The following is a 14,291-nucleotide window of genomic DNA, read 5'->3' on the forward strand; positions in this document are numbered from 1 at the left end:
ATCTCTGGGGCACCCCAGAAGCACAAAGCCCCGGTCCCTTGTGGGGAGCCGGGGCTTGTGCCGTCGGGGTGGGAAAGGTGTGGAGGAGGAGGCTTCATGACGCCAGCAGCAGGGCCGCGTCCAACGCGCGTTGCTTGAGGCCCGCTCCCTGACCGAACCAGGCGCTGTCGAGGCGATACTCCTGGCTGCGGGCGCGACGCTCGTGATCGACGAACTCGGTCACGGCGCACAGCAGGCCCCAGGCCGTGCCCTTGGCCGTCCCGAGCTCGGCACCGCGGCCACGACCTTCGTAGAGCTCCTGCACCTTCTTCAGGGCACGCTCGTTGGTGAGGGCCTGGCTGTCGGCATGGCCGTCGATCTGACAGAGAACGCGCAAAAAGAAATTCAAGGACTCGTGCGTCTTGACCTTGCGCTCCGAAAGGGTCTTCATCCGGTACATGAAGGTGTCCCAGCCAGAGACGGCGATGCCGAGCTGCTTCTTGACCGCCTGCGGATCGAAGGTGGTGCTGTGCGGCACCCGCACGGCACTGCTGGCGCCGTTGAGCGCGATCGACAGCGTGTTGTTGCACACGACCCGCACCGTCGTAGGCGTAGCCGTTGTGGCAAGCGTGCCGTCGCAGGAGGTGGCGAGCAGGATGTAGCCCTTCACCGTGTCGTTGCCCTTGAGGACAGTTTCCTTGCCCGTGCGCGCGAGCGCCCAGAACTTCCTGCCGGCCTTGAGGACCCCGGCGGTCTCCAGTTCGAAGCCGGAGACTTCGGTGAGGTCGCGGTAGAACTCCAGCACGTCACGGGGCTGCACGATCTGGTAGCGGCCACCGACGACCGACAGCGGGGCCTTGGTGTCGCTGCGGTAGAGCACCTTCTGGTCCTCGAAGGTCATGATGGAGCCGAGGGCGCCGGCCTGCTCGGCCATGTAGCGCACAGGCGTCTCGCAGATGCGCCAGTCCATGCCGGCGCTGCGAGCCCAGACCTCGAGGGGTTGTTTGGGAGGCAACTGGTTGCCCAATTCGTGCCACGGGGTCTGGCCGACGTAGGCCATTTGCTGAAGGAGATGTGCCATGGGAAGGGTCCTTTGTTGAAGCGGAGAGATGGGGGAACGAAAAAGGAAGAAGCCCGCAGGAGGCGGGCTTCGAGAGGAATGGCGTTGTGCGGCGGGAGTGAGCGATAGGCCGGCTCAGCTGACGATGTGCCCGGCGGCACGGGCCAGGCGCACGTAGGCGCTCAGAGGCTTGTCGGCGCGCCAGTGCAGGTCACGCTCGATGCCCAGCGCGCCGCGCATCAACCGGATGGAGCTCAGCTCGCGCACGGACACATGACCTGTTTCGGGGCTGCCCAGCCCCAGATCGCACAGGCCCCAGGCGAGATCCTCGTCGTCGGGGTCGAGTTCGGTGATCAGCCAGGTGGCGGCGCCACACGGGTTGAACCACTTGAGCACGGGCTGGGGGTCGAAGTGCGGGGTGTCGCTCGCGGTGTGGCCGTTGGCCAGCAGCAGGATGCGCAACTCGGGGGTGATGAGATCCAAGGGGGAGTCCTGAGTGAAGGGGGTGGAGAAGAAAAGACGATGCAAGGGCCATCAGCGTCGCGAGACGGAGAAGATGTGACCGCAGCCGAGACAGCGGCGGTTGCGCAGGATCGCGTCGTCGACGGCCTCGCCGAGTGCCGCGCCGACGGCGCAGCCAGCAATGCCGCCGCTCAGGCCCCCGAGGATGGCGCCGGCCACGAGGCCCAATGGCGTCGTGGCTGTCACGGCGGCAGCGGCCATGGCCATGCCGATCTCGGCGCCCGTGATGGCGCCGGACAGCCCACCGGAGATGCCGCCGGCCGCGCCGGCGATGGTGCCGATCGCGGCGCCGGCCTTCTTGCCGGTGTCGCGGGGAATAGTTCGCGGTGATTGGCAGGCTGGACAGGCAAGGTTCGGTGGCGTTGCAAATATCTCGCGGTGTTGAAAAGGTTCGTCCTCGAAAGCGGGGGATGTGAAGTCGTGGTCCATGAGATGCGGGATGCGGATGAAGGGCCCTGGGAAAAAAGAGAACACGCCAGGCGGAGCCAGACGGCACAAAGCCCAGCGCGGCGGTGAGGCCGGGCTGGGCTTTGTTGGACGAGGATGGACGTTCTACCGTTTATCCAAGGCAGTCATATGGGGCTGAAGATTTCTGGAATCGCTTGTCAAAGTGACGTGGGCGTGTGTTGCCCAGATGTCAGCGCATTCATACTCGAAGCTTCATCGTGGACGCCCCGAATGTCGCGGCGCGCGTCAAGGTAGTTGTCGCCTCTTTCATGCAGCCAGCGGCTGTATGTCTGATACCTGCGAATGTGTCTGGACGACGCAGTCACGTTCGGGGTTGAGGTCACCGCGCCGATGGGCGACCAGTTGCGAGTCGGACTCCGGGCGGTACTTGGCCGTGCGGAACAGCGACTCTGCGTAGGCGTTGTCGTCGCTCACGCGCGGCCTCGAGTACGACGGCTTCACGCCCAGCCAGTTGAGCATGGCCAACACGGAGGTTGCCTTCAGCGTGGAGCCGTTGTCGCCATGCAGCACCGGCTTGGCGTCGAGCGTGGCGATGCTTTCGGCGAGCGCCGTACGGCGCACCAGATGCGCGGCATGGTCGGAGTCATCCGTATCGTGCACTTCCCAAACCACGATCTTGCGGCTGTACAAGTCCAGGATCAGGTAGAGGTGGAACCAGCGTCCGAACACCTGCGCAGGCAAATACGTCATGTCCCAGCACCACACCTGTCGAGGTGCCGCTGCGATGTGTGTCGTGGGCGGGCGCACGGCTTTGGGCGCCTTGGCTCGGCCACGGTGAGCGCTCTGTCCATGGGCGCGCAGCACACGTACGAAGCTGGACTCACTGGCCAGGTAGATGCCCTCGTCGGCCAGCATAGGGACGATGCGCGCTGGGGGCACGGCCGCGAAGCGCGGCTCGTTGGTCACGGCCAGCAGCTTTGCGCGCTCGTCCTGGCTCAAGGCGTGACGAGGTATCGAGCGCACGGCCCGAGGCCTGCCATCGCCCGCCATGGGCCCCTTGTGGGCCTGCCAACGCTGCAAGGTGCGAACATCGATGCCGGCAATCTCGCAGGCCGGACGCAGCCGCGCTCCGGCGGCGTGTGCGACATCGATGTCTCGGGCCAAGGCTTGGCGATCTTCGAGGCCGATCATTCGTCCTCGCCTTTGTTGAAGATCGCCGCGACTTTTTTGTCAAGACCAGCAGGGCCGCGGTTTCTGCCAGCGCCCGGTCCTTGCGCAGCAGGTCGCGTTCGAGTTCCTTGATGCGCTTGCGGTCGGCCCGAGTGGCCTGCGGGCTGGCCCGGGCCTCCTCGGGTTCGGCCAGCGCGGCTGTCGCACTGGAGCGCCATTTGTCCAGCTCGGCGGGGTACACCCCGTGCTCGCGGCACCATGCGCTCTTCGCCGCCTCGGCCATCGCCGCCGTCGTAATCACCGCCTCAAGCCGGGCGCGCGCAGTCCATGCCCGCCCTCGGGCGGGCATGGACTGCGCATCCTCGCGCCAACGTTCCAGTGTTCCCACTCCAATGCCAACCTCACGCGCCACCACCTCCAGCGCCGAACTCTCCGGCGGAAGCAACCTTGCTACCGCTCGGTCCTTGAATGCTTGTCCGTATCGAGCCACTCTCATCTTTCATCGCCGCCCCCGGGTTCTTGGTTCTATAGAGGCGACAACTATTCTGCCGCGGGGGGGGACGCAGCCGCTGGCCGCAGACCGCTTGCTTGTCAATATCAGCCCCGAGGAGACCAAGTCCGCGCTGGCTCGCTCCTATCTTCAATCGCCCGTGGAGAACTCGGACAACGCCTACTTGGTCAACACCGGCCAGAAGCTGGTACTGATCGACGCCGGCTCGGGGAAGCTGCTGGGTCCATTGCGCGGTCAACTGCGTGCCAACCTCATCGCAGCGGGGTATCGGCCGGAGCAAGTGGACGAGATCTATCTGACACATCTGCACCCCGACCACGTCGGCGGCCTTGCCGACGGCGACACCATGGCATTCCCCAACGCCATCGTGCGCGTCGATAAGAAGGACGCTGACTACTGGCTCTCCAAGGAAAACATGGACAAGGCACCCGAACAATCGAAGCGCTTCTTCGTCGGCGCCATGGCATCGCTCGACCCCTACATCAAGGCAGGTCGAGTCAAGCTGTTTCAGGGCAACACCGATCTCGTGCATGGCGTCAGTGCCGTGGCAAGCCCGGGGCACACGCCGGGGCACAGCTTCTTCGTGGCCGAAAGCAAGGGGCAGAAGATTGTGTTCTGGGGCGATCTGATCCACGTTCTGGCCGTTCAGTTCAACGCGCCCTCCGTCGGCATTGCATTCGATTCCGACGTCGGCGGCGCGGCATCACAGCGGCTGGTTGCCCTCTCGCTGACGCCGCGAAGGGCGGCTACCTCGTCGCCGGAGCGCATATTTCCTTCCCGGGAACGGGCCGTGTGCGCAAGGTTGGCGGTACCTTCAAGTGGGTCCCTCTGAACTACGACGCGGTTCCACGCTGAGCTGCCGCGGTCGACTTCATGAGACCTCGTTTCATCCTTTCGCTCATCGCCTCCGTGTCGGGCCTGCTGGTGTCCACTCCTGCGGCCGCAGCTGAACTGCTGCTGCTGAGTACGACTTCTGCCCGGGAGGCGCTCGGCGAAATCATTCCAATGTTCGAACGGGCCACGGGCAATACCGTAGGCGGATTGCACGATTGCGTCCCGGTTTTACATGGAGATGTCTTCCAGATTGCGCGACCCGCGGGCGCCAGCGCCGCATCCGCACGCGGCAAGAATAGCCTTTTCGCGGATCGGGTTTGGCGCGACAGTCTCGCCCGACGCCGGAAGAGCATCGCCGTTCCCGGGGCAGTCTTAGGAGCAAACAGGTTCGCCAACGTGGAGCGTGGCACTTTCTAGTAGATCTGACGCATAGCTGAACGCGGCTGTCGTAGTCCCTGCATAGAGTCAAGTTGGCAGGAACTCATGGCCGAGCGTGCCCTATGAACAACGATCAACTGGAGACACACCTGATGAAGCATTCTTTGCAGAATGGATTCCTGACCCTTGCAGTGGCCTGTGCGTTGGCGGTCGTATCGAGTCAATCGGCCCTTGCTGCCGACGTCAACGCCGAACGACTGCGCAATGCGGCGAAGGAACCGGGTAACTGGATGACAGTTGGCGGCACGTATGCTGAAGCCCGATACAGCACGCTGAACCAGATCAACAGTGCAAATGTCGGGCGGCTCAAGCTTGCCTGGTATGCCGATCTTGAGACCAACCGCGGCCAGGAGGCGACCCCGCTTGTGATCGATGGTGTGTTGTACACGAGCACTAGCTGGTCTCGCGTCCATGCATATGACGCAGCCTCAGGCAAGGAGCTCTGGAAATACGACCCCAAGGTTCCGGGTTCGAAAGGTGCACATGCGTGCTGTGACGTAGTCAACCGTGGCCTGGCAGCATGGAACGGAAAGATCTATGTCGGTACGCTGGATGGGCGCCTGGAAGCGCTCGACGCAAAGTCCGGCAAAGTGGTTTGGTCCACTCCAACCTTCGACCCCAAGACGGTGATGACAATCACGGGTGCCCCGCGGGTCGTCAAGGGAAAGGTGCTGATTGGGCAAGGTGGCGCCGAGTATGGTGCGCGCGGGTTTCTCGGGGCGTATGACGCGGAAACGGGCAAGCCAGTCTGGCGGTTCTATATGACGCCGAACCCCGAGAACAAACCGGATGGCGCGGCATCCGACAAGGTCCTGATGACAAAGGCGTTCAGCACTTGGGGTGAAGGCGTTTGGAAGCAGAGCGGTGGCGGCGCAACGCCTTGGGATTCGATCGTCTATGACCAGGAGTTCGACCAAGTCATCGTGGGAACGGGGAACTCCAACCCGTGGAGCTCGAAGGCACGTGGCGGGGGCGACAACCTTTTTGTCGGATCAGTGCTCGCCTTGAACCCGGATACTGGCGAATACAAGTGGCACTACCAACAAACGCCGGGAGACGACTGGGACTTTACGTCGACCCAGCCGATTATTCTGACCGAACTGAAGATCGACAACGCGATGCGCAAGGTCTTGCTTCATGCGCCGAAGAACGGATTCTTCTACGTCATTGATCGCAAAGACGGAAAGTTGATCTCGGCAGAGAAGTTCGCCTCGGTTAACTGGGCCTCAGGCATCGACCTGACGACTGGACGTCCGATCGAATACCCAGCTGCACGCTACACGAAGACCGGACAGCGTTTCGTGGCCATGCCTGCCGCGTTCGGATCGCACAACTGGCACCCCATGGCCCACAGCCCTAAGACCGGTTTGACTTACATCCCTGTGCAGGACATCCCCTTGGACTACGCTGTGGATTCAGGCTTCAAGTTCACGGAGGGTGTTTGGAATCTGGGTATTGCATCCCAGATGCTTGCGGGGCCACAGAGCGAATCGGATCGGAAAGTCTTGGCAATGCAGACGCGGGGCTTCCTGCTGGCCTGGGATCCTGTCAAGCAGAAAGAAGCATGGCGCGTTCAGCATCCGAACGTTGCATCGGCAGGGGTTCTGGCGACGGCCGGCAACCTGGTCTTCCAGGGAACGCCGGACGGACGTTTCGTCGCGTACAAGGCCGATACGGGCGGGAAAGTATGGAGCTGGCAAGGCTTCGACGGGATCATCGCTGGCGCGATGAGTTATGCGGTTGCTGGTGAGCAGTACATTGCCGTACTATCCGGCTTTGGCGGGGCAAATGCCCTGCACGTCCCCTCTATCCAGAATCCGAAAGTCGGCCTCAACGGACGTGTGCTCGTATTCAAGCTCGACGGAAAGGCGATAGCTCCGGATAACTCGCGCCCATTGCTCGCCCCGAATGTCCCGACTGAGGTGTGGCCGACGGAGATCGTGTCCAAGGGTGCAGCCCTCTACGGCAATTGCGCAGGATGCCACGGATTCGGCACTTACGGGCATAACGCCATTCCCGACCTGCGGCGGTCTCAGATGCTCGGCTCACGCCCGGCATGGGAAGCCATCATTCTTGGTGGTGGGCTGGAGTCCAAAGGAATGCCGGGCTGGTCCGGTACGCTCAAACCCGAGGACGTTGAAGCTATCCGGGCCTATATCGCAGATCGCGCCCGTGTACTGCGCGACGACGAGCGAGTCGATGCACAAGGTCGTCGCTAGGGATGGTCTGCCGAACACGCGCAGCGCGGACGATTGAATGAATGAGGCGATGCCGATGCATCCGAACATCTAAATCGAGCTGTCGTGGCGTCGATTTGCCGCGCGGCGCAGCCATCACATAGCTCCTGTGAGCCCGATTCCGGCCTCGCAGACGCACTCATCCTTTCATCCCGATCAGCCGCCGCCGCGCCATCCATAGGTTCGACAGCGCGAACAGCGTGACGATCTGCGCAGTGTTCTTCGCCAGCCCTCGGTAGCGCACCTTGGTGAAGCCGAACTGCTGCTTGATCACACGGAACGGGTGCTCGACCTTGGCCCGGATGCTGGCCTTCATCTTTTCCACACGCTCAGCCATGAATTCCGGCTCGATGAAGGGGTTGAGCATCCTGCGCTTGCCCGGACGCATCGCCGGATCGGATTTGACATGGGCGGCTCGGGAAAAGGCAGGCGCACACCTTTCGCCGTCAAAACGGCTCCAGCCCATGCTTCTTCAGCACGGGAGCGACCACCGGTGAGCGGAGGAATTCGGAGAAGGCAGACGCTACCGCACCGCCTCTTCGGCCCGAGAATGAACTGATGCTGTAAATGATGTCTTTCCGCAGCTCCGGCGGGAGCGGGCTCACCACCTCGATGCCCGGCACCGGGAGCAGTTCACTGACCTGTTGGACACCGATCTCGGCGGCTCCGCGGGCGACGACGGAGCCCACCAGTTCACCCGGATGCGGGAGCACGGTCTTCAGCTTGACCTCGTCGAGAATCCCGAGCCGTTGCGCCAGGTCGATGAACTGCAGCCCGCTCGCGCCGCGGCTGTAGGAGATCGATCTCGCGTCCAGTAGCGCCTGTCGCAGGCTCTCGGTCGACCGAATATCCGGCTTGGACGTTCCCGCACGAACAGCGAACGCGACGACCGAACGGGCGAAGTTCGCCCGGCTGCCAGCAACGAGCTGGCCATTGGACAGAAATGGCTCGGAGAAATCGGCCGGTGAGACAAGCAGGTCGGCGTCGACGCCAGTCGCAATCCGGCTATCCAGCGCGGAACCAGGTGAAAACTCGACACGTAAGCGCAAGATCGGTAGGCCTGCGCTGTGCGGTACGTGCCGTCCTACAGAGCAATTTGTCGATGTGCACGGCCACCACCTCGCCGTGGACAAGCCAGCTCTGTTCACTTTCTCGCCATCCGAATTTCGAAACCGAACGATGTCAATGACCTTTAACGCCATTGGCGGCACGGCTTTCCCCCACACGCGGCACGTTGACCAGTTGACCGGACACGGGTGTAAGGCCGGCGAGTGGAAATTCGTCCTCCCCATGCGGAAGTGGGGTGGATGTCTGATTCATTTGGTCGCTCAGCTCGCGTGTGACCAGGTTCTAGACGAACTCGCGTGTATCGGATGCGTTCTGCAGGCTGTCCTTCCAGGCGATCGAAGAGAAGCCGATCTGTTCTGGCCGTCGCATTGGTTTTGTTCGCACCGGGTCGAACTAGGACGGCTCGATCAGCACCGAGAGTCGCAGTAGTGCTCGCGGGCACTACATGGATCGCGTGCATGAGGGCAAGTCAGGCGCGCCGGCAAAGGTGTCGATCAGCTGCCGCTTAGGCTTTCCATCTGCTCCACGTACAACCTGCAGCACGTAGACTTTTTCCAACAAAGCGCTGTTTTGTGGATTGAACCGGATGCGTCCTCTCGGGCCCTCGAAGTCCGCGTTACGCAGAGCCGAGATGAATTGGGTTCCATCAGCTGGCATCGTCCCGAGTTTTTCGAGGGTCGCAAGTATGGATTTGGCGTTGTCGTACCCCAGGGCCGCGTTCATATCCGGGTCTTCCTTGAATTTGTTGCGGTAGGCATTCACAAAATTTGTGTTGGCGGGAGTCTCCGCTCCTGGAAAGTAGCTGGCGACGAATTTGGCGCCGTAGATCACGTCGCCAAAAGAAGCCCACAATGACTCGTCGTAGACCCACTGGTCGCCGATTAAAGGCATCTTCCCTCTCAATCCGAATTCAGCGTGCTGCCTCACGACCTGCGCCGCTTCGTTTCCCGCGTACGCCGAATACAGAATCTGCGCCTCCGATGCGGACGCCTGTGTGAGCGCCGCACCCCAGTCCTTGGTCTTCTGAAATGGTGTCCAGAGCTCCAGGACCACCTTGCCACCGGCCTCTTCAAAGCCGCGCTTGAAGGCGCCAAGCGTCGCGTGGCCGTATGAGTAGTCGGGGCCGAGAAGCACCGCGGTCTTTACGCCGTGGGTCGCCCAGTACTTGCCGGCGTTGTACTGGAACCCGTTGGTGCTGAAAGAGCTTCTGCCAACATACGGACTGCAGTATTTGCCCGTGACCTCGTCGGCGAAGGCGCCGGCAAACACGATCGGTTTCTTTGCCTTGTCCGCAAGCTCAGAAAGGGCGATGGCGACGTTAGAACCGATTACCCCCGCGACGATGTCGACTTGGTCTGACTGAACAAGCTTGTTAAAGCGCTGGACTCCGACGCTTGGCGTCAGCTCGTCGTCCGCGCGAACGACCGCGATAGACCGGCCGGCGACCTTTCCGCCGTATTCTTCGATCGCCAGCATGAAACCACGGTCCAGTCGCTCGGCTATCTGGGCCCAAATTCCCCTGTAAGGCAGGATGAGCCCGATCTTCAGCGGGGGCTGCGATGCCGTTTGCGCCCGGACGCCGCATGCGGCCAGACAAAGAAGAGCTATCGCCATTGATAGACCGCGCCTGCTCACTTGCTTCATGATGTCTCCTGGCTTGTCGTTGAAAAACGTCAGGCTGCGTCTTGGTACATCGGCGCGCCGCGGGGAGCCCCCGTGGCGCCACCATCGACCACGATCTCCGCGGCGGTCATGTTGGACGAGTCGGAACAGGCCAGGAACAATGCCGCTTTCGCGACCTCCTCAGCTCGACCAAATCTCCTCAATGGGATGCCTCTCGCGATGCGCTTCTCGAGCTTCAAGAACGACTCCTCATCTGGCGCCAGACCTGCCCAGATCGGGGTATACGTTCCCCCGGGCGTGACCAGGTTTACCCTGACCGCGCGGTGAGCAAGCTCGGACGCGAACACACGGCCTAAGGCGCGGACGCCCGCCTTGCTGGCTGCGTAAGCGCCAAACCCAGACTCCCCCAGGCGCGCGTGAACTGATCCGTTGAGAATCACGGACGCACCGTCGGCCAAGTGTTGAGCGAATGCATCCATGGTGTAAAACACACCACTTAAATTGGTGTTGATGATGTCGTCGAACAGCGCGCCCTTGTCCGCTCCTAAAGGCGTTTTGCCCGCGACTCCGGCATTGGCGAACAGGACGTCAATCTTTCCCTGGTTCGTTGACACGGCGGCGGCGAGCCTGTGTAGATCACGCTGCGAGGTGATGTCCACAGGGTGACTCGAAATCTTCCCGCCAAGAACGTCACATGCGGCCTTCAGCTTTCCCTCGTCTCTGCCTGTGATGACCACGCTGGCACCCTCTTGCAGAAACAGCTTTGCAGTTTCGAAACCGATGCCACTTGAGCCGCCGGTGATCAGGGCAAGCTTGCCTTGCAGTTTCATTGTTTCGCCTTTCGGTTTAGAACTTCACGTTGCCCAATCTGACATGACGCGTCTCTTTGAAAGAGCGCAGCCCGGCATGCAAGCCGGTGCGAAATTCCGACTCTATGCGTCCGCATCCCGACCGGCGTGAGTCATAGCGCCAAGCTTCCGGAAAAGCGCCGCCACATGGGGGCAGGGTGGTCTCGATGTGCACCGGCCTGTCTATCATCTGCGTCACACGCCGAAGTCAGGAGACAGCAGCTGCCCATCTACTCGTTCCAACGAAAAATGCCTCGCATTGCATCGTCGACATGGATCAGCCCACGATGCCGTGGTCGTCGGCGACGTCGTCATTCATGAAGGCGCCAGCATTTGGTTCAACGCGTCATTCGGGGCGACAACGAGCCTATCGTTGTCGGCATGAACTCGAACCGACGATTGGATCGCGTGCGCGCAATGGACGGTCTCGCGCCGCCCTGGCGCAAAGTTCCAGACAGTTGGCTGTGAAGGCTTATGAAACTTCCCCCGAAACCGTATTTAACTCAGGAGATGACGATGACATTCAAAGCACTACTGGCGGCAAAGACGGACAAGACGATTTCGACCAGTGTGGTTGAAATGAGCGAGCAAGATCTCATGCCGGGAGACGTCACCATTGCGGTCGACTATTCAACCGTGAACTACAAGGACGCGCTCGCCATCAGCGGACGCCTTGAGGTCATCAAGAAATTCCCGCTGGTGCCGGGCATCGATCTGGCCGGCACGGTTGAGGCATCTTCTTATCCCGGCATCGTTACCGGCGATCGCGTTGTCATCAATAGCTGGGGCTTGAGCCAGACTTGCCATGGAGGCTACGCACAGAAGGCGCGCGTCAAGGGCGAGTGGCTGATCAAGATTCCGGAAGCCTTCTCGAGCAAGGACGCCATGGCCATCGGCACGGCCGGATACACGGCAATGTTATCGGTGCTGGCACTTGAGCATGGCGGCATCACGCCGCAGCGTGGTGACATCCTGGTCACCGGAGCCAACGGCGGCGTCGGCTCCATCGCGATTGCGCTCCTGTCGGATCTCGGGTATCGCGTCATTGCATCCACCGGACGTCTCGACGAGGGTGACTATCTCCGCAGGCTCGGCGCGGCGGAGATCATTGACCGCCGGACGCTCTCGGAGCCGGGCGCACCGATCGCGGCAGAAAGATGGGCTGGTGCGGTCGACTCCGTAGGCAGTGTCACGCTCGCGAACGTATTGGCGCAGACAAAGTATCGAGGCGTAGTCACGGCTTGCGGCCGGGCTCAAGGCGTTGACCTTCCCGCAACGGTCATGCCTTTTATTTTGCGCAACGTGACCCTGGCCGGCATCGATTCCGTCAATGCGCCGCAGGACGCACGCGTCGAAGCCTGGTCACGCCTGGCGCGTGACCTGGACTTGGACAAGCTTGCTCGCACGACGCAAGTGGTGGGCCTGGCAGATGTGCCTGGTGTCGTTGACCTGATTCTCGAAGGCAAGGTTCAGGGCCGCACCGTCGTCGATGTCAACGCCTGACCGCGTTGCGAGCCCTGCACCGGCCAGTGCAGGGCTGTTCCCTTTATTTGGCTTGTGCCGCTAACTTTGCCATCAAGGCTTTGGCGAAAGCGTCGTCCGAGAAGGGCTGCTGGCCGGTGATCAGTTCCCGGTCGACCACGACGTTGGGCTGCCAATCTGCGCCGTTCTGAATTGTCGCTCCGGCTGCGGCCAAGGCTACGTCTGGATAGAAGAGGACCTCACCGCCGAGCTGCGCGGCACCTTCCACCTGCTTCTCTTCGGATGCCGCGAAAACGCTTACCTTGTAGCCAGCATAAGTCCAGCCCTGAGATAGACTCTTGGTCGAGGCGGCGTCACCTGCGATGAGGGCAGACTGAAACTTGGCGGCCTGTGGTAACGTGGCCAGAAGTGCGATGGGTCCGTGGCAGATGATCGCTGTAGGCTTCGCGGCCGCGTGGAAGTTCTTCAGGATAGTGCCGAGAGACTGGTCCTTCAGCAGGTCTTGCATCGGCGCATGGCCGCCCGGAATGAACACAGCTGCATAGCCGCTGGCGCCTTCGGACGCGACGGATGCCAGCGTCTTCGGCTTCTTCAATGAGTCAAACTTCGCAACGAAGGAGAGAGCGTCTTCGCGCTTCGCATCATTGCCTCCGAAGTAATTCTTGTTGTTTGAGTTCGCATCCATCTGAGGCATGTCGCCTTTTGGATTGGCGAACACCGGTGTGTACCCCGCTTCAACGAGCATCCGCAGCGGAACGGCAAGCTCGTTGAGAAAGTAGCCAGTCCTGTACTGCTTGCCGTCCCGGAGTTCGAGTTCATGGGCGCTCGACATCACTACAAGGATCTTGCCCTTGGAAGCGGTGGAGGCACCAGCCGGCATGATGCTGGCCGTTGCCGCAAGCGCAATGGACATGAGCCCGGCTTTGAGAGTTTTCATGGTGAAAGTATTCATGTTGGTCTTTTGAAGCCGCACGACAGCGGCTTCAGTTCTTGAGGTCGATTGCGTATAGGAGGATGACCGGTGCTTAGCCGGCGAGCGTCGGATAGTCTGTGTAGCCCTTGGCACCGGGCGTGTAGAACGTGTCCGGTGTCGGAGCATTCAAAGGCGCATCCTGGCGCATGCGGTCTACCAGGTCAGGGTTGGCGAGGAACGCCTTGCCCATGGCAACCAGGTCCGCTCGCCCTTCGCGCAACGCTTGTTGTGCGCTTGCCTTATTTAGACCGCCGGCAAGGATGAATGGGCCGTCAAACGCAGCTTTGAGATCGATCTTCAGCTTCGCCGGGACAACCGGGGCGCCCATTGCCGAGTGGTCCAGCACGTGAACGTACATGAGGCCGAGCTTCGAGAGTTCCTTCACCAGCAACACGTACTGTTCGTCCACGCCTTCGAACGCGCCGGCGGCGTTGAACACGCCATGGGGCGACAGGCGGATGCCGACGCGTTCGGCGCCGATCTCCTTCACCGCAGCACGGGCGACCTCGAGTATCAGCCGGTTGCGCCCTTGGGCCGTGCCGCCGTAGCCATCGGAGCGACGGTTGATATTCCCATTCAGGAATTGCTCGAGCAAGTAGCCGTTGGCCGCATGCAGTTCGATGCCATCGAAGCCGGCTTCGATAGCAAGACGCGCGGCCGTTGCGTACTCCCCGATAACGACCTGGATGTCGGCCTCGGCCATGGTGCGCGGCGGTGTGTGCGGCTGGCTGCCTTGCGTATCGGTCCACATCTCGCCAGGGCATGTGTCGGGCGAAGGGCCGAGCACCTCGCCGCCGGCCGGCAGGTTGGCCTGGTGGGAGACGCGGCCGGTATGCATCAGCTGCACGACGATCTTGCCGCCCTTGGCATGCACTGCGTCCGTCACGAGCTTCCAGCCTTGCACATGGGCGTCATTGAACAGCCCTGGGATTCGGGCATAGCCCAAGCCGTTGGGAGACGGAGACGTTCCTTCGGTGATGATGAGGCCGGCGCTCGCACGCTGGCTGTAATAGGTGGCCATGAGGCTGTTGGGCGTGTTGTTGTCAACCGCACGGCTGCGTGTGAGGGGTGACATCACGGCGCGGTTCCTGAGCGGAATAGCGCGCAAGGAGAAGGAGTCGAAAAGCATGGGCTGTCC

The 14,291-nt window shown here is 61.7% G+C and carries 11 protein-coding genes and 2 pseudogenes; 3 read left to right on the forward strand and 10 right to left on the reverse strand.

Translation table 11 applies throughout. From position 1 onward, the window contains the following. Positions 1–94: 94 nt before the first annotated feature. From ASC92_RS08865 to ASC92_RS27970, 4 genes and pseudogenes are all read right to left on the reverse strand, one after another. Entirely contained in the window at positions 95–1,060 is a 966-nt protein-coding gene (locus tag ASC92_RS08865; protein WP_056513459.1) for a DUF932 domain-containing protein, read from the reverse strand. A gap of 114 nt (positions 1,061–1,174) precedes the next feature. Continuing rightward, the gene (locus ASC92_RS08870; protein WP_056513461.1) at positions 1,175–1,522 is read right to left on the reverse strand and encodes a DUF2958 domain-containing protein; all 348 of its coding nucleotides are present in this window, start codon (positions 1,520–1,522) and stop codon (positions 1,175–1,177) included. Positions 1,523–1,573: 51 nt separating this feature from the next. Further along, complete coding sequence (locus tag ASC92_RS08875) at positions 1,574–1,990, reverse strand: hypothetical protein (protein ID WP_235505750.1); 417 nt, start codon at positions 1,988–1,990, stop codon at positions 1,574–1,576. A 393-nt stretch (positions 1,991–2,383) separates the two neighbouring features. Further along, a pseudogene (locus ASC92_RS27970) lies at positions 2,384–3,629 on the reverse strand (IS3 family transposase); the annotation flags it as partial. Between the two features lie 94 nt (positions 3,630–3,723). On the opposite strand from ASC92_RS27970, the gene ASC92_RS08885 reads away from it, so the two are divergent. Next, positions 3,724–4,482 carry an MBL fold metallo-hydrolase gene (locus ASC92_RS08885; protein ID WP_235505751.1) on the forward strand — a complete coding sequence of 253 codons (759 nt, stop codon included), beginning with the start codon at positions 3,724–3,726 and terminating at the stop codon, positions 4,480–4,482. A 502-nt stretch (positions 4,483–4,984) separates the two neighbouring features. After that, positions 4,985–7,141 (forward strand): PQQ-dependent dehydrogenase, methanol/ethanol family, encoded by a 2,157-nt coding sequence (locus tag ASC92_RS08890; protein WP_235505752.1) that lies wholly within the window; start codon positions 4,985–4,987, stop codon positions 7,139–7,141. A 157-nt stretch (positions 7,142–7,298) separates the two neighbouring features. On the opposite strand, the pseudogene ASC92_RS08895 reads toward ASC92_RS08890, so the two are convergent. The 4 genes and pseudogenes from ASC92_RS08895 to ASC92_RS08910 all read right to left on the reverse strand — a co-directional run. Beyond that, positions 7,299–7,505, reverse strand: a pseudogene (locus tag ASC92_RS08895) (transposase); the annotation flags it as partial. 100 nt (positions 7,506–7,605) lie between these two features. Then, on the reverse strand, positions 7,606–8,208 hold the full coding sequence (locus ASC92_RS08900) for a substrate-binding domain-containing protein (protein ID WP_056513471.1): 603 nt from the start codon (positions 8,206–8,208) through the stop codon (positions 7,606–7,608). A gap of 460 nt (positions 8,209–8,668) precedes the next feature. Beyond that, positions 8,669–9,871: an ABC transporter substrate-binding protein gene (locus tag ASC92_RS08905; RefSeq protein WP_082519536.1), complete on the reverse strand. Its 1,203-nt coding sequence runs from the start codon at positions 9,869–9,871 to the stop codon at positions 8,669–8,671. A gap of 29 nt (positions 9,872–9,900) precedes the next feature. Beyond that, entirely contained in the window at positions 9,901–10,680 is a 780-nt protein-coding gene (locus tag ASC92_RS08910) for an SDR family oxidoreductase (protein ID WP_056513477.1), read from the reverse strand. A 534-nt stretch (positions 10,681–11,214) separates the two neighbouring features. On the opposite strand from ASC92_RS08910, the gene ASC92_RS08915 reads away from it, so the two are divergent. Next, positions 11,215–12,201 carry an MDR family oxidoreductase gene (locus ASC92_RS08915; RefSeq protein WP_056513773.1) on the forward strand — a complete coding sequence of 329 codons (987 nt, stop codon included), beginning with the start codon at positions 11,215–11,217 and terminating at the stop codon, positions 12,199–12,201. 43 nt (positions 12,202–12,244) lie between these two features. On the opposite strand, the gene ASC92_RS08920 is transcribed toward ASC92_RS08915, so the two are convergent. Together ASC92_RS08920 and ASC92_RS08925 are read right to left on the reverse strand one after the other, a co-directional pair. Next, on the reverse strand, positions 12,245–13,132 hold the full coding sequence (locus ASC92_RS08920; protein WP_235505753.1) for a type 1 glutamine amidotransferase domain-containing protein: 888 nt from the start codon (positions 13,130–13,132) through the stop codon (positions 12,245–12,247). Positions 13,133–13,205: 73 nt separating this feature from the next. Beyond that, on the reverse strand, positions 13,206–14,282 hold the full coding sequence (locus ASC92_RS08925; protein ID WP_056513481.1) for an alkene reductase: 1,077 nt from the start codon (positions 14,280–14,282) through the stop codon (positions 13,206–13,208). Positions 14,283–14,291: the final 9 nt, after the last annotated feature.

The organism is Variovorax sp. Root411, assembly GCF_001425205.1.
In the GTDB taxonomy this organism is placed as follows: domain Bacteria; phylum Pseudomonadota; class Gammaproteobacteria; order Burkholderiales; family Burkholderiaceae_C; genus Variovorax.